Source organism: Klebsiella sp. ME-303 (genome assembly GCF_007910085.1).
Classification (GTDB): Bacteria; Pseudomonadota; Gammaproteobacteria; order Enterobacterales; family Enterobacteriaceae; genus Klebsiella; species Klebsiella michiganensis.
On the sequence record NZ_VOJB01000061.1, the window covers coordinates 367,155 to 382,631 of the forward strand.

At 53.4% G+C, this 15,477-nt stretch carries 11 protein-coding genes and 3 pseudogenes; all 14 read right to left on the reverse strand.

Going from position 1 to position 15,477, the window contains the following annotated elements; translation table 11 throughout:
- Positions 1-30 precede the first annotated feature (30 nt).
- On the reverse strand, positions 31-1,119 hold the full coding sequence (locus tag FQK12_RS07275; protein ID WP_004851647.1) for an ABC transporter substrate-binding protein: 1,089 nt from the start codon (positions 1,117-1,119) through the stop codon (positions 31-33).
- A gap of 501 nt (positions 1,120-1,620) precedes the next feature.
- Positions 1,621-2,166 carry a type VI secretion system lipoprotein TssJ gene (gene tssJ / locus FQK12_RS07280; RefSeq protein ID WP_038423150.1) on the reverse strand — a complete coding sequence of 182 codons (546 nt, stop codon included), beginning with the start codon at positions 2,164-2,166 and terminating at the stop codon, positions 1,621-1,623.
- Complete coding sequence (tssG, locus tag FQK12_RS07285) at positions 2,144-3,229, reverse strand: type VI secretion system baseplate subunit TssG (RefSeq protein ID WP_014229647.1); 1,086 nt, start codon at positions 3,227-3,229, stop codon at positions 2,144-2,146. Before tssG ends, tssJ begins: the two co-directional genes overlap by 23 nt.
- Positions 3,193-4,947 (reverse strand): type VI secretion system baseplate subunit TssF, encoded by a 1,755-nt coding sequence (tssF, locus tag FQK12_RS07290; protein ID WP_014229648.1) that lies wholly within the window; start codon positions 4,945-4,947, stop codon positions 3,193-3,195. Before tssF ends, tssG begins: the two co-directional genes overlap by 37 nt.
- A gap of 108 nt (positions 4,948-5,055) precedes the next feature.
- Positions 5,056-5,325 (reverse strand): annotated as a pseudogene (locus FQK12_RS07295) (PAAR domain-containing protein); the annotation flags it as partial.
- A 279-nt stretch (positions 5,326-5,604) separates the two neighbouring features.
- Positions 5,605-5,815: pseudogene (locus FQK12_RS27585) on the reverse strand (type VI secretion system protein TssA); the annotation flags it as partial.
- The gene (locus FQK12_RS07305; RefSeq protein ID WP_014229651.1) at positions 5,815-9,285 is read right to left on the reverse strand and encodes an ImcF-related family protein; all 3,471 of its coding nucleotides are present in this window, start codon (positions 9,283-9,285) and stop codon (positions 5,815-5,817) included. The pseudogene FQK12_RS27585 and the gene FQK12_RS07305, both read right to left, overlap by 1 nt.
- The gene (locus FQK12_RS07310; RefSeq protein ID WP_014229652.1) at positions 9,282-10,505 is read right to left on the reverse strand and encodes a hypothetical protein; all 1,224 of its coding nucleotides are present in this window, start codon (positions 10,503-10,505) and stop codon (positions 9,282-9,284) included. The genes FQK12_RS07305 and FQK12_RS07310 overlap by 4 nt, the downstream gene beginning before the upstream one ends.
- An 86-nt stretch (positions 10,506-10,591) precedes the next feature.
- Entirely contained in the window at positions 10,592-11,410 is an 819-nt protein-coding gene (locus tag FQK12_RS07315; protein WP_014229653.1) for a DUF6708 domain-containing protein, read from the reverse strand.
- Between the two features lie 33 nt (positions 11,411-11,443).
- Complete coding sequence (locus FQK12_RS07320; RefSeq protein WP_014229654.1) at positions 11,444-12,244, reverse strand: DUF6708 domain-containing protein; 801 nt, start codon at positions 12,242-12,244, stop codon at positions 11,444-11,446.
- Between the two features lie 33 nt (positions 12,245-12,277).
- Entirely contained in the window at positions 12,278-13,078 is an 801-nt protein-coding gene (locus FQK12_RS07325; protein ID WP_014229655.1) for a DUF6708 domain-containing protein, read from the reverse strand.
- Between the two features lie 33 nt (positions 13,079-13,111).
- A complete protein-coding gene (locus tag FQK12_RS07330) occupies positions 13,112-13,912 on the reverse strand; it encodes a DUF6708 domain-containing protein (protein ID WP_014229656.1) in 801 nt (266 codons plus the stop codon).
- A gap of 33 nt (positions 13,913-13,945) precedes the next feature.
- Entirely contained in the window at positions 13,946-14,752 is an 807-nt protein-coding gene (locus FQK12_RS07335; RefSeq protein ID WP_014229657.1) for a DUF6708 domain-containing protein, read from the reverse strand.
- 11 nt (positions 14,753-14,763) lie between these two features.
- Positions 14,764-15,477: pseudogene (locus FQK12_RS27590) on the reverse strand (hypothetical protein); the annotation flags it as partial.

Sequence of the window (15,477 nt, forward strand, 5' to 3'; positions counted from 1 at the left end):
CATCCTGAAATGATGCGCAGCGCCGGAGGGTTATTTCGCCGCGGCGGTACGCCACTGTTTGATAAATTCCAGTCGTTGTTTCGGCTCAAGATACGCCAGCAGCGTTTCATCGACCGGAATAGGCTTCAGCGCGCTGCCAAGCATTTTGGTCATACCGTCGATATCATTTTTACCTTCGATATCATTGCGCAGGGAGGGAATATCGGCCTGGTTCGCCAGGATGCTTTGTCCCTTTTCCGACAGCACGTAATCAAACCACAGCTTCGCGGCATTAAGGTGCTCGGCTTCTGCGGTAATAAAAGAGACCCGCGAGAGCACCAGTACATAATCTTTCGGATAGGAGATGCCGAGCGAAGGATCGTTTTTGGCCCGCGCCTCCGCGTAGGATCCGAGAATATTGTAGCCAATCAGGTTTTCCCCGGAGGAGACGCGCTCCATCATCGTACCGGTGGACGATTGCACGGTCAGGCCGCCTTTCGCTATGCCCGCCAGATCGTCAAAGTAGCTGGCATCGGCTTTGCTGTCCTGTACCGCCAGCATAAAACCCAGACCTGATTTTTCAATGTCATAAGTCGTGACCTTACCTTTGAATTTATCGGCCTGGCCGGCGATCAGCTTCGCCAACGCGGTATGCGAGTCCGGTACTTCACCCTGAGGGATCAGCCGCTTATTGTAGATAAAGACCACCGGCTCGTAGGTCGTGCCGTAGGCTTTCTGTTGCCAGACCGCCCATTTTGGCAGCTTATCCCGCTCCGGCGAGGCGTACTCTTCGGCGTAATCGGTGGCGAGCTTCAGCGCCGTATCCATGGAAGAGCTCCAGACCACGTCGCCGCTGCCGCCGCCCGCCGCCTGTTCGCTGATATAGCGGTTGTACAATTCGGTGCTGTTCATATCGTTATATTCAACTTTAATGCCGGGATATTGCGCTTCAAAGCCTTTAATTAACGGGCCTGCGGCCTTGGTATCGGTCGTTGAATAGATAACCACTTTGCCTTCTTTAATCCCGGCATCCACCACCTTTTGATAATCCGCCGGATAGCCCTGAGGAACTGCGGCAAGGACCTGTCCGGAGATAGCTGCCGTCAGTGAAATCACTAAGCCACTAATTTTCATATACATAAAATCAACCTTTAGGCATCAATTATTAAACGTAAATTTAACATATAGTGGGGCACCAGAGCCTTGCAACGCCGGGGTTTGTTTTTTTACGGCTTTTGTGACGCTGGCGTAATTTAAAGGAAGATTCGTGGGGCGCGGCTAAAGAGATAAAGGTTGTTGGGCGGGAATATTAAGAAAACATTAATTTTTTTGTTTTTTACCCCCTCAGTGTTGCGTTTTCTTGCACACAAAAATAATACCCGCTGGCGCCGGGCGAACGTCAATCGCGCTTATGGATATTGCCATCAGGGTAAATTTTGCGATCGGCCTTACAATTGAGCTGTTAAATAACGTAATGGAAAGGCATTTCATCAAATGAACTCGCCATTCTCCTGAATTTAAAATGGAACCAGGCCTATGTAGCCAGAAAGCTATCTCCGCTATGTCCTTGACGTCATTGCTGGCTGGCGGGATTACCACTTAGCATTTCATACAGCGAGGGGGTGTTGTGTCCCTGTGGCATTAGTCCTCCTTCAGCGGCTGTAATGCAAGGTGGTTATTTCCGGCTTCCAGAACACGGGGTTTATCCGGATCGAGATCTTCACGTCTGAGAACCTGCTTCCAGGTATTGTTGACCATATCCGGATGGCGGAACAGTCCGGCCACCGCGACAAACTGCGCGCCTTCTTCCATTGGCATATCAAGATTCGCATCCCCACCCGGCTTTATCACCACGTCGCGGGTCGCCAGCAGGTCGGCTTTCAGGATCGTGTCGCCGTTCTTGAGGAGTTGCTGATAAACCGTTTTGTCGAAGTTTTTGCGGTCTTTCAACTGGTAGACACGAACCACCACCGGCTCAGACAGTGAGTTACTCTCGCGGGAATCCGTATTCAGTGCTTCACGGGCTATAAAATCCAGATGCAGCACCTTAATCTTCTTATAAAACACCGCCGTATACACCGCTTTGGTGCCATCCGTAATACTCTGCGTCACCCCACAGCCTGCCAGGCTGAACGCCAGTAGTGCAGATAGCCAGCACGCGGGTTTAATCAAATTTGTACTTAGCACGTCGATTTCCTTGTTGTGGTTTCGCAGGCGCCAGCCCGGTGTAGTAACCCAGTTCTGTCGTAAAGGTCAGCGGGAGATCGTCCGCAAACGCCCCCTCCTCCGCTCCCAGCACGCCGTTCATGCCGAGCCAGAAAGGTTCTTCGCCGAGCGGCGGGACGGCCAGCAGTCGGGTCCGGGTGGTCAGGGTGATCCTGGCCTTAAAACGCCAGCCGAGATAAACACGCAGCATCACCAGAAAATCCTGATACAGCAGACCATCCGGTTTCCAGCCCTGCGCTTCCTGTTCGTTATCCGTCCTGAGCGCAACCAGCAGTTGACTGCCCGCATCCATCGCTTCTTCCCCCAGCGGCGTATTGCCGTCCAGCAGAAAATCGTCATCGCCGTAAAAACCCAGCGGCTGGCCGATCTCCACCGGCCGCAGGCAGTACGGACTCACCTGCACCGTAGTATCCGGGGCCAGCAGTCTCACCAGCGCCTGCATCCCCTCCTGGGTTTTGCCGGGTTGGCGCAGCACACCGAGCAGCGCCAGAAAGCGGGATACCGGTGTGGCGATGTGGTTTGCGGTTCCCGGTATGCCCAGCCCCACCAGACCCAGCAGCGACTGCGAAATGCTGTCAGTTCCCCCTGCCTCAAACGTGGCCGGATAAGAGTATTTCCGCCAGATGCGGTAAAACTGCGTCAGGATGCGGTGGCTGAAGATATCCAGAAAGCCCTGTAGCACCTCATGCCCTTCACGGCACTGAGTGATGTCATCAAGATAGGCTGTCGGCAGGGGTGAGTCGACACCGTACATCCCCATAAAGGTTGTGCGGATGAGCGGTGGCCTGCTGTCATCATCCTCGTCATATTCGACAGCTTTCAGTTCGCTGCCCGGAAACCCCATCCCCGGATGCGGCGCAAACCGCACCGGGTCATCAGCAGGGTGGCTGGTTGACCCCATCAGCGGCCTGTCCGGATTACGCTTCTCCAGAAGCTGGCAGAAGCGATAAAAATTCATGCGGTGCAGGTCGGCTGCCAGCCGCGGGCTCAGCCGGGAATGCGGCGGTTGTGCTTCTCTTCCCATTCCAGGCGCTCTCCGGTCGGTTGCAGAATAATAATCAGGCGGTTAAACAGATAGATGTCGGTGTAGAGCGCGAAGAAGCGGCTCAGCATCTCGCCGAACAGGCAGATGTCGCCGCGCCCGGCAAAGCCGTGGCTGTCGAGCGTCACCTCAATCTGCACGCCGCGTACCAGGTAGCCCTGCTCAAATCGCCCGGTCTCACTGTGCTTCACGTCAATAATGGCTTCCAGGCGACGGCGGTTCATCTCGCTGTCGGTCCATTCATACAGCGCCAGGGTGCCGCGCAGCACGTCGGCATTATCCATCATCGACAGAAACCCGCTGCCGAGGTGGCTCAGCACGCGCCAGTGAAAACGGTCCTGTGCCGGGGGATAGCAGGGCAGCGTCGGCGCACACAGGTTACGCACGGCGACGCTGGCCGAGGTGCTTTTCATCACCGTATCCAGCACGGTGCTTTGTAATGCGCGTCGCGGCAGCTGGCCATTGGTACCGGTGAGCGTGAGGGACAGGCTTTCGTTTTCCGGCACCGTGTGATTATCAAAGGCTTCGCCGCCGAGGATAAGCCACGTGTTATACAGTCCTGACGGACCACGGCGCACGCGGGTGTGGTAGTAATACTCCGGCGCTTCATGGCGCATCATGCCGCCTTTGTGGCGGAAACTGGAGAACGGTACATAGGTATACTGGCTTGAGGATATCACCGAATCGACAGCATAAATCTCGGTATGGCCATCCTGCACGCGCATCGGGCGCAGCATGTATTCGGTCTGCAGTGAATTCAGCGTCAGCGGGTCAGATTCCAGCGGAAACAGGTTAATCACCGGCACACAGTTCAGGCGCAGATGTTTTTCGGTAAAGCTGAAGTCATGCTCCCAGCGCTCGGCCAGCACCACGTCGATTTCGAACCACGCGAGCTCAGCCGGAAAGACTACGGTCTCCAGCCCGCGCAGAGCCGTGAACATGAATTTTTCGCGGAAGGTGAAGTACTCCAGCAGCAACTGGTAGCCGCTAAAGCTGCTGCTGTCCTTCGGCCACAGCCCGTCATCATCACCGAATCCCAGCGCGGTGAAATACCCGTCGAGTGACTTTCTGTCCGTGTCACCCGGCATCCGCAGCCAGAGACGCGCCGTGTTCATGGTAAAGGCTTCATGCATGGCGCAGGCCAGCGGTGCATCAGCATTGAAGTAGAACGGGATCTGGCTGAGATCGGCACGACTCCAGTCGGCGAGATGGCTGCAGTTAAAGCGCAGGTTGATGACCGAACGCCCGTCAGGGTCAGTCGACAGACGGGCATGCTCCAGCGACAATGGCTGAAGGGAGATTTCTTTGGTGGTGGTGTACCGGCAGCGCGTGCCCTTCTCGCCGATCGGCTGCGAATTGACCTCGAAGCCTTTGACGATACGCATCTTCTCTTTCATCTCGCGCCAGTCGGGCGTGAACTCCACCACCGACATCGACGGAATGGTGCGCAGGTATTGCGGCCACAGCAGGCTGACCAGCCCTTCGGTCAGTTCCGGCAGGTCGTCATCGAGTTTCTCGCGAAGACGACCCATCAGGAAAGCAAAGCCCTCAAACAGGCGCTCCACGTACGGGTCTCGCGCACCCGCTTTATCGAGATTGAGCATTGCCGCCTGCTCGGGGTGAGCGCGGGCAAATTCTTCGCCGGCTTCCAGCAGATAGCGCATTTCAGCGTCGTAGTAACGCAGGGTTAAGTCGTCCATATTTATTTTTGCTTTGTTTCCGTTGGATTCAGAGCACAGCTGCGCCCTGTAGTATCTTCAGCATAAGGAGAAAACACATAACGATGGCAGATGCTGTCGTTAGCCACCATAAGTACGTTGATGCCGGGAAGGGATAAATTTTGCGCCGCAGGGGCAACTGCTGGTGCTATGTAGCGAACCAGCATATTTCCGCCCACTGGCATTATTGTTCGGAATATGTCCCACTATTTTGTACGTGCCGGCATGTTTTCCGCAGGTCACATTCTCCTGCTCCCGGGCTACAGGGATCCCCATGACGGTATCGGTCGGATCACCTCCAAGAATTTTTCCACCACAAGTGGTCATGTCACCCTTTACCAGATAATAACCTTTCGCCATTTTTCACATCCTGAGTTCATCAACCATTCAACCGCAAAGCACCGCACTGCCTGCCGCAGTCCGGCCAGAAGCTGGTCCATCTCTGGCTGTAACCACGTTTTATCGGTTTCACTACGTGCGGCTTTCACGCGCAGCAGTCTGAGGAGGCGCGATTTCACTTCAAACAGCAGTGCCGGCACCCACTGCGTGAGGGTTAGCGCCACGCGAAAAGATACGGTCGCCTGCTCCGGTATTTCCAGCCAACTCTATTGCAGGTACAGACGTTTGAGGATGCCCGCTGATCAGCCCGCGGCGTATGCCGGAGAGTTTATTGACCTCCTCCCGGATGAGCTGGGAATCATCGTCATATCCCGGCACCTCTCCCCTCGGACGGGTAGCGCTGACCGGGGCAAGCCAGGGCTGCCAGCTTTCCGTGCGTGCCTGCGCCTGCTGTCGCAGCAGATTTTCATTCTGCCTGACAGGCAGTAACCAGATCCTGCAGAGTGTCCATCATTCAGTTCCGTCCATATCACTGTCTTCCGTTTTGGTCATCAGCGCCTGAGCCGTAGCCGCGCTGTCGACGCTGAATATCTGATCCGGCAACGTGAAGCCGCGTAATTCCAGCAGCGCCAGCGGACCTTTTCCGAGCTGTGAGCGCAGCACCCACTGCAGGGTGCGGCCATCCGGTGCGGTGAAACTCATCATCCACTGGCTGCGGTCAAGCTGCTGACGCTTACCCAGGTTAAGCCAGCGAATAAAGCCCCAGGTCCCGCTGTAATCACCAAACAGACGCGCACCGGCATTAACGGTGGTCCAGGTCAGCATGGTTCCCGGCTTGTAAGTGTCGCCAGGCCAGCGAATGGACTGCCAGTCAGCCATCTGGTTAAAGTAGTGCAGCTTTTGCCCATCAATGGTCAACTGCGTTTCCACCACCTGCGGCACAGGGCGCGCCTGCAGCTCAAAGCTGATGCCCTGACTGCCATCGGTAAACAGAATGTCCGACAGCTGGCTCAGCTGATTAATGGCCCGCAGGAAGGCCGGGTTGAAGCTCAGCCCCTGACTGTTGACCTTATCCGGCACCCACTGGCTGCCCTCCTTGTGCAGCACACCGCTGAGCTCCGTCGTCAGGAAGCGCTCAATGCGCCCGCTGTCCTTGCGCACAAACTCCGCCAGCATCGGCAGGGAGGCATCACTTTTGCTGGCGGCAAACGGGAAACGACCGTCAAAGGCAGTTTGCCAGTTCGCGACAACCGAGCGGCTCCATTTATCATTCAGGCTGGCTGCCGACGGCTGAAGCACTGTCTCCCAGGCCTGAGTCAGCGGCTGCACAAACATTGTGCTGCCAAAACCGCTCCACTCCTCGCCAAGGCTTGCCGAAATCAGGCTGCCGTACTGCCAGGTGTCGGTGAGGTCCACGCTTTTGCCCTGGAATACGGTCTGCGCCAGGGTCTGCATCATCGCCTGCGGGTCAGAAGCGCTGGCCACCTGTTGCAGGCGCAGACGCACGCGGGTGATACGGGTCAGGTAAGTCTGCAGGCTCAGCGTGTTATCCGCCGACATCACGTTGCTGCCTTTGTTTTTGCCCAGCAGCTGAAGCAGCGGACCAAAGGTTTCATCCAGCGGCCCCTGCGGGCCTGATGCAGACTGGTCAATCACCGGTTTGTCTTTTCCGCCGACCAGGTCTTTGGCCGATTTGATGATGGAATCCGAAAGGCCTTCGCTTTGCTGGCCGGTCTGTCCCTGCCAGGCGAGCGTATTCATCAGGGCAATCAGCGGCGACTGGCGGACGTCACTCATCAGCGTCAGCTGGTCGGTAACGTCTGCAATATTGTTCGCCGGATTAAGCTGCAGGCTGTTGAGGAAGCTCAGCCAGCTGCCGGCAAAGTCAGTGAAGTAACGCTGTGTCAGACGCGCTTTCAGGGCTTCCGGCGACAGGTCTGAGGAGACGGCTTTTCGGCTGTCGCTGAGCACCCAGTCGATTTCATCCCGGCGGGAATTCGCCGCCTTTTCGATGGCCTGCTGAATCCCCCCATCCCAGGCCTGGCGGGTAAACATTCCCGGCACCACCTCCTCGGTGGTAAACAGTCGCCGCGCATCGGTACCGCCAGTCATGTCCTCCAGAGACACATCGGCAAAGTTACGACGCACGGATTTGAGCATGTTCTCATACAGCGTGCTTTCCGCGTTGCGCCGTCCTATCTGCTGCAGCAGGACCTGGCGGCTCTGGCTGATCAGCTGCGCATCCGGCGTGATTACCCACTTTGGCTGCGCAGGCAGTTCGGAAATGTAAAAAGCCCACAAATCCGGCGCCAGGCTCTGCCACAGACCGGCTGAGATACCTGTCCGCGTCGGCTGCACGGTTTTCATGGTCTGTGCGTAGAATGCGCCGTCGGCTTTATCCGGCCGGGCCATCATCAGCCAGGCCTTCAGCTGGTCGTAGCCCGGTTTCGCCAGCTGCGCCCGCTGGTCGCTGTTGGGGGCAGAATTTGCCAGCGCGCTGAGCTTCTGCTTAAGCGCCTCATTTGCCGGGTCGCGTATCAGGCGGTTGTTCGCCACGCCGTACCAGGGCAGCAACGCGTCAAGCAGCTGCTGATTATGGTCCAGTCCGAAGCGCTGGTACCAGGGGGCGCCCTCCTGAGCATTATGCTGCAGACGCCCGGCATCATTACGCAGAGTATGCAGGGCCGTCAGCTGGTTGTCCGATACGGAAGGATGCGCCACCAGGGCATGAGCCTGTTCGGCGACGGAGACTATCTGCTGACGGTTGACCGTAAACGACAGCAGCATTCCCGCCCCCCAGACAACGATGATGGTCATCAGTGTCCAGGCAAGCGTCCTCTCCCACGCCATGCCGACACGGCGGCCCCGCACACGGGTGCAGTCGTCAACGATACCCTGCCAGGTCGCCGGCAGGGTCAGGGCATGGCGCTGTAATTCAGGGATATATTGCTCAGCATCGGCTGTTCCCGCTGACGTACTGGCGGATTTATTCTCCGGCAGGCTGAACATCAGGCCACGCAGCGGAATACGCTGCTGAGAGTCGTAGAGCCATGGCAGCAGTTGCTGAGCCCGGCGGACGATACCGCCGTCCTGGAGGTGCTGGCCCAGACGCAGCAGGAAGTCGTGGCTGTTGTTCTCAGCGACCTGGCTTACCCCCTGCGCCCGCAGGGCCGGGAGCATCCGCTCCAGCTGGCGGATAATATCGTCTTCTTTTGCGCGTAGGGGAAAACTTGCCCCCACAGCCTGCTCAGGACGCATACCCTGCGACCAGTTGCTGTCGCACAGCTGCCACAGCCAGACCGGGGCGGAATAACGCAGCAGTTCGCTGATTTTTTCCAGCCCGCGTAAATCGCTGTCGCTGATTTGCGGGGCCAGGTTAAGTGACTGCGGCATGACGCGGACAATCCCGTCCAGCGGGCGTCCGCGGCGCAGCTTGCGTAATGCGGTGTATTTTTCACGGTCAGGCTCCGGTGCCAGGCTGCCACCGTAAATCAGCACGGTGCGGTTGCCTTCGAGCCACTGCTGCTGTTGCAGGCCGGGAACCAGCTGTTCGATAGCAGCTTCATCGCCGGTGATCAGCAGCAGACGGACTTTGCGACGCCAGAAAAGATGGTAGCGACGACGAAGGTGGTTGAGAATTTGTTGACGGGTCGTCACTGCAGCAGATACTGGTGTTACATCTTTCTTTGGTGGCGTCTTAACATCATCACCCTGCGCATTTTGCCGCTCTTTACTGAAGCTACGTTTACCTTCAGCTCGCGCACCAAAGAAAAGAAATACTCCAGTTATGGCCAGTGCAATACTTGCTGCCACAGAACCGCTCAACCAGGCATACCAGGCGGAGGTTTCCCTGATGAGCTGTAGCCTTTCAGGCAGCCAGTAGACGATACTCACCACGGCAAGGCTGCAAACCAGCACAATTAACACCAAAAGCCAGAACACAATTTCCGGTTTTTTAAATAGCGAGAGGAATCGCCTCATGCTTCGCCCTCCTTAGCGGAAGACGCAGGGGATACAACCATATTCCAGACCTTTCCAGTTTGTTGATCGCGGCTAATCAGTAAGTGATGTGCCGGTTGTTGTTGTATTGATTGTGTGGCACCTGCCACGGCAAGCCAGAGTGATGCGTTACCAGGATCACCCAGAAAATCATTGAAATTATGAAAACCCATCTGCGGGTCGACATTTTTCAGACCTGTAGTACTAATGCCTTTCATCAAAGCGGCATGCGCTTCGGTTTCAGCATCAACCCCACTAAGCCAAAGATGCTCCGGCTTTTCGACGCCAACCGGCACCCAATCGAGCGCCTGAGTAATGGCATAGTGCAATGCGTCAGGCTCTCCTTCTCCGGCTTCCGGGCGGTGAAGAAAGGCCAACGGCGGAAGGATGTCCTGCGTCAGTCGGTTCCCCAGCAGTATTCCGCTTATAGCTTCAGCGGACATTGAGGTATTGAGCGGTGCGTATTGCCACGACACCACCAGAAGGACAGCCTCGCTGCGGATATGATGGTCGAGCCAGTGATCAATCGCCTGCGCACCGCTCCCGGCAAGGGTAGAAACAGATTGCTGAATACCTGACTGCCGCAATGCGTCCCCAAAAAGGGCGAAGGCTTCCTCCTCAGATATAGACGAGGAGTGCTCCAGAAGCATCATTACGGGCTTGTCTGCTGGCAGGAAAGACAGCGGCTGCGCCAGTTTGCGGATTAGTGCCCTGAATAACGCCTGAAGATGCTGCTCTTCTTTGGCTCCCCCGGTACGGGCTATCTGACTCAGACGGGTATCTTCCTCCCCGCGCCAGGATTGCTGGGGATAAAAGACATTCTCATTTTTCACGAGATTGCTGCCAATGGCCGTGAACGGTTTATTCGCAGAGGAGTGTGCCGTGCAGCATTCGGCCGCCAGAATTTGCAGCGCACGTCTGCCCCGGCGAACTTCTTTGAGGATCGTCTGTTCCCGCTCCCTGTCCCGGGCATTGGCGGAAATTGCACGCAGCAGATAAATCACGAACAAAATAAACAGCAACCCACCAAGCATAATCGCGGGAGCGCCCACGGTCAGCAACACGTTATTTTTGCCCGTCACCAGACGGGAAATGACGATACAAAATCCAATCAGGATCATCAGCATCATCATCCAGAGAGCAAATTTGGGGGATGCAGGCCTGGCGCTGACATCAGGCATATTTTTTAGATCGACAGGCATAGTACGATTCTTGTTTTGAAATAACGGCAATGGATAGCAGGCTGGCTGCATTCTATGAGCAAACTCACCAGATGCCTGCCAGGGGGTTATTTTACAGAGTCAGTTAATATTTTTTGGTGTGAAACGGATGGTTGTTTGCCATCAGGAGCGGTGGTGGATTCCCACTCCCACTCTTCCGGCCATTTATCTGCTTTTCGTGGACGCCAGCTGTCGGGTCTGCCTTTATTTTTGGGCTCTGCGGGTACTGGCTCGCCTTTCATATACAGACAGAGGAAACTCCAGACTTGCTGTAACTCTGCGGGTTCTCCGTCTGCAAGCTGAAAACGATGGATGACATTATACGTTCCCGGTTCGCAGACCGAGCCCCATAGCTGATGGCCCGAACGGTAGCGATCGCTGCAATACCGGATTTCACCGTGAACATCAGCCCAGTTATATCGGGTGATAATGACCGGCCATTTCATCCAGGGGATAGGATCAATGCGCTTATATTTATAAACAAAAATCCTTTGCCTCATTTTATTTAAACGAACAGGTTGTTCTCGAGGCATAATAAAATAAATCTTAATACAACTTAGAAACATACTTAAAAAAAAGACAAACCCCGCCAGAGCGATAAAATATGGAATAAAGTCCCTACCATCACTCTGTATTTGTGTTGATATCGTATCGATTAATATATAAAAAATGATACCCAACACTCCGCCCCCTAATGGAATCATTCCCCACCAAGTCATCCCTTTGTCATAACGGGGGATTTCAAGATACACATCATTTATCTTATTCATCCAGATAAGCCGCGGAGGCACCAGTTGCGGCTCACGGCTTTCCGGCATATCCGCTTTCCAGGCACTGACGGGAGGGTTAAGTTTCGGTTTAGCGCGAGCAAACAAATTGTCGGTCATTTCCCTGTCCTTGTTGACTGTCCATAATATCACTTATTCCGGCAGCGTTTCACGGAACCGAATAACAGGAGTGCTACCATCTGGTGCGGTGGTGGATTCCCGCTCCCACTCTTCCGGCCATTTATCTGCTTTTCGTGGACGCCAGCTGTCGGGTCTGCCTTTATTTTTCGGCTCTGCGGGCACTGGCTCGCCTTTCATATACAGGCAGAGGAAACTCCAGACTTGCTGTAACTCTGCGGGCTCTCCGTCTGCAAGCTGAAACCGATGGATGACATTATACGTTCCCGGTTCGCAGACCGAGCCCCATAGCTGATGGCCCGAACGGTAGCGATCGCTGCAATACCGGATTTCACCATGAACATCAGCCCAGTTATATCGGGTGATAATGACCGGCCATTTAAACCAGGGGATACGGTCTTTTTTGTATTTATATACGTAAATTTTACGGCGACCGCGATTTAAGCGAACTGGCTGATCTCGTGGCGTTATAAATGCAATTTTCAAACAAAATAAAATCATTGTTGAAAAAAAAGTGATACTTAGCATTATCAATCCAGGCATTGCGTAACCATCTATATATTCAGATATCTGCACGCAAACTAATATAACAAAAACCATTATTCCAAAAGTGAATAATGCTGATGGAATCATTCCCCACCATGTCATCCCTTTGTCATAACGGGGGATCTCAAGATACACATCATTTATCTTATTCATCCAGAGCAACTGAGGTGGTACCAGCTGTGGCTCACTGTTTTCCGGCATATCCGCTTTCCAGGCACTGACGGGAGGGTTAAGCTTCGGTTTAGCGCGAGCAAACAAATTGTCGGTCATTTTCCTGTCCTTGTTGACTGTCCATAATATCACTTATTCCGGCAGCGTTTCACGGAACCGAATAACAGGAGTGCTGCCATCTGGTGCGGTGGTGGATTCCCGCTCCCACTCTTCCGGCCATTTATCTGCTTTTCGTGGACGCCAGCTGTCGGGCCTGCCTTTATTTTTGGGCTCTGCGGGCACTGGCTCGCCTTTCATATACAGACAGAGGAAACTCCAGACTTGCTGTAACTCTGCGGGCTCTCCGTCTGCAAGCTGAAAACGATGGATGACATTATACGTTCCCGGTTCGCAGACCGAGCCCCATAGCTGATGGCCCGAACGGTAGCGATCGCTGCAGTACCGGATTTCACCATGAACATCAGCCCAGTTATATCGGGTGATAATGACCGGCCATTTAAACCAGGGGATACGGTCTTTTTTGTATTTATATACGTAAATTTTACATCGGCTATGATTTAAACGAACTGGCTGATCTCGGGGAGTTGTAAAATATATTTTCATACAGAAGAATGACAACGTAATAAAAACACTAGTACTAAGCAATGCAATTGCGGGCATTGTAAAACCCTCAACATAAGGTTGCATCTTTAGACAAATCATTAACATAAAAGACATTAAACACAGCATTAATATTCCTGCTGGTAACATCCCCCACCAGGTCATCCCTTTGTCATAACGGGGGATCTCAAGATACACATCATTTATCTTATTCATCCAGAGCAACTGAGGTGGCACCAGCTGTGGCTCACTGTTTTCCGGCATATCCGCTTTCCAGGCACTGACGGGAGGGTTAAGCTTCGGTTTAGCGCGAGCAAACAAATTGTCGGTCATTTTCCTGTCCTTGTTGACTGTCCATAATATCACTTATTCCGGCAGCGTTTCACGGGACCAAATAACAGGAGTGCGACCATCTGGTGCGGTGGTGGATTCCCGTTCCCATTCTTCCGGCCATTTATCTGCTTTTCGTGGACGCCAGCTGTCGGGCCTGCCTTTATTTTTGGGCTCTGCGGGCACTGGCTCGCCTTTCATATACAGGCAGAGGAAACTCCAGACTTGCTGTAACTCTGCGGGCTCTCCGTCTGCAAGCTGAAAACGATGGATGACATTATACGTTCCTGGTTCGCAGATCGAGCCCCATAGCTGATGGCCCGAACGGTAGCGATCGCTGCAATACCGAATTTCACCGTGAACATCAGCCCAGTTATATCGGGTTATAATGACCGGCCATTTAAACCAGGGAATACGATCTTTTTTATATTTAAAGACATAAATATTTTGTCGTCTGCAGTTCAGACGAATTGGCTGATCGCGAGGTGTAACGAATGCAATTTTCAAACAAAAAAATGCCAATGTCGATAAAACCACAACGCTCAATATTGCCAAGCAAGGTATTGCGTAGCCATCTACGTATTGCAGCATCAAAGCACACATAGTTAACATAAACCCTAAAAACAAAAGCACTACTAATGCTAATGGGAACATGCCCCACCAGGTCATCCCTTTGTCATAACGGGGGATTTCAAGATACACATCATTTATCTTATTCATCCAGATAACCCGCGGAGGCACCAGTTGTGGCTCACGGCTTTCCGGCATATCCGCTTTCCAGGCACTGACGGGAGGATTAAGCTTCGGTTTAGCGCGAGCAAACAAATTGTCGGTCATTTCCCTGTCCTTGTTGACTGTCCAAAATATCACTTATTCCGGCAGCGTTTCACGGAACCGAATAACAGGAGTGCGACCATCTGGTGCGGTAGTGGATTCCCGCTCCCACTCTTCCGGCCATTTGTCTGCTTTTCGTGGACGCCAGCTGTCGGGCCTGCCTTTATTTTTGGGCTCTGCGGGCACTGGCTCGCCTTTCATATACAGGCAGAGGAAACTCCAGACTTGCTGTAACTCTGCGGGCTCTCCGTCTGCAAGCTGAAAACGATGGATGACATTATACGTTCCTGGTTCGCAGATCGAGCCCCATAGCTGATGGCCCGAACGGTAGCGATCGCTGCAATACCGGATTTCACCGTGAACATCAGCCCAGTTATATCGGGTTATAATGACAGGCCATTTAAACCACGGAATACGATCTTTTTTACATTTAAAAACATAAACATTTTGTCTTTTTTTGTTGAAACGGACGGGTTGGTCCCGAGGAGTTACAAAATACAACTTCATGCAAAACAAAAAGCAATGTAAAAAAAACATAAAACTTAACAAAACAACAAGGAGTAATATATTCCCACTGAGATGCCAGGATATTTTCATTATGACAATGCTATAAAGCGAGTAGATGGTAAAACCAAGCATTAATACTGCAGAAGGAATCATTCCCCACCAGGTCATCCCTTTATCGTAACGAGGAATTTCCAGCCAGGTGTCATTTATTTTATTTAGCCAGAGCAACTGCGGAGGTACTAACTGTGGTTGATTATTCTCCGGCAGGTCCTCCTTCCAGGCACTGACGGGAGGATTAAGCTTCGGTTTTGCACGCTCAAAAAAATTATCAGTCATACTCCAGTCCCTTATTGGCTGTCCATGGTGGCTGAAAGTTGCAAAATTTCTTCTGGATACGTTTTGTCTGGCCAGTAACTGACTTTCAGCTCCATGCCCGTGAAGCGCCGGGTATTTAGTGGGTATTCTCCACTCAGCTGCAGTATTTTACTGGTACCCGCCGTGACTAGCGTTTCATCCAGTGCAGGCGCAGAGGTCATTTTAATGGCAGGTGGAACGACTACCGCATTCATGCTCATGATATGAGTCAATTCAACAGCCTGAGGCACTGGTTTGGCCAGGCCTGCAAGCTTTGTCGGGGAACCGTTACGCGCCAGCACCTCACGCCCACCACTCCCAATGGCAGCTAACTCAACCAGCCAGTCTGAACCGGACTGGCTATAATCGGGAAGGGTCGCCAGAACGGACACCATCTCGGTTCCCGATATCGTGGAATTGAACAAGAACTCAGTGATCCGGTCGCGAACCAGCTGCGCTGAAACACCGCTGGCAATGGTATGTAATTCTTTCATCGCTTCCTGCAAATCACTCAGGCTGGCGGCACTCCAGGCTTTCTCTTTACCGCCGCGCTTTTCAACCACGCCAAAACAGGTATGGGTCAACCAGCGCTCCAGCGGCGAGCGAACATTGCTGTCAGCAGCGGATGTCAAAATCAGTGCCACTATTCCTAGAGCAATGCACCATCCTATAGGTCCTAAAATTAATGTTTCACTGAAAAGTGCAAA

Bases quoted from the DNA above. Each gene is read 5' to 3' on its own strand.
- FQK12_RS07275 (WP_004851647.1), bottom strand. From the start codon at position 1,119: ATGTATATGAAAATTAGTGGCTTAGTGATTTCACTGACGGCAGCTATC.
- tssG (WP_014229647.1), bottom strand. From the start codon at position 3,229: ATGGGAAGAGAAGCACAACCGCCGCATTCCCGGCTGAGCCCGCGGCTG.
- tssF (WP_014229648.1), bottom strand. From the start codon at position 4,947: ATGGACGACTTAACCCTGCGTTACTACGACGCTGAAATGCGCTATCTG.
- FQK12_RS07305 (WP_014229651.1), bottom strand. From the start codon at position 9,285: ATGAGGCGATTCCTCTCGCTATTTAAAAAACCGGAAATTGTGTTCTGG.
- FQK12_RS07310 (WP_014229652.1), bottom strand. From the start codon at position 10,505: ATGCCTGTCGATCTAAAAAATATGCCTGATGTCAGCGCCAGGCCTGCA.
- FQK12_RS07315 (WP_014229653.1), bottom strand. From the start codon at position 11,410: ATGACCGACAATTTGTTTGCTCGCGCTAAACCGAAACTTAACCCTCCC.
- FQK12_RS07320 (WP_014229654.1), bottom strand. From the start codon at position 12,244: ATGACCGACAATTTGTTTGCTCGCGCTAAACCGAAGCTTAACCCTCCC.
- FQK12_RS07325 (WP_014229655.1), bottom strand. From the start codon at position 13,078: ATGACCGACAATTTGTTTGCTCGCGCTAAACCGAAGCTTAACCCTCCC.
- FQK12_RS07330 (WP_014229656.1), bottom strand. From the start codon at position 13,912: ATGACCGACAATTTGTTTGCTCGCGCTAAACCGAAGCTTAATCCTCCC.
- FQK12_RS07335 (WP_014229657.1), bottom strand. From the start codon at position 14,752: ATGACTGATAATTTTTTTGAGCGTGCAAAACCGAAGCTTAATCCTCCC.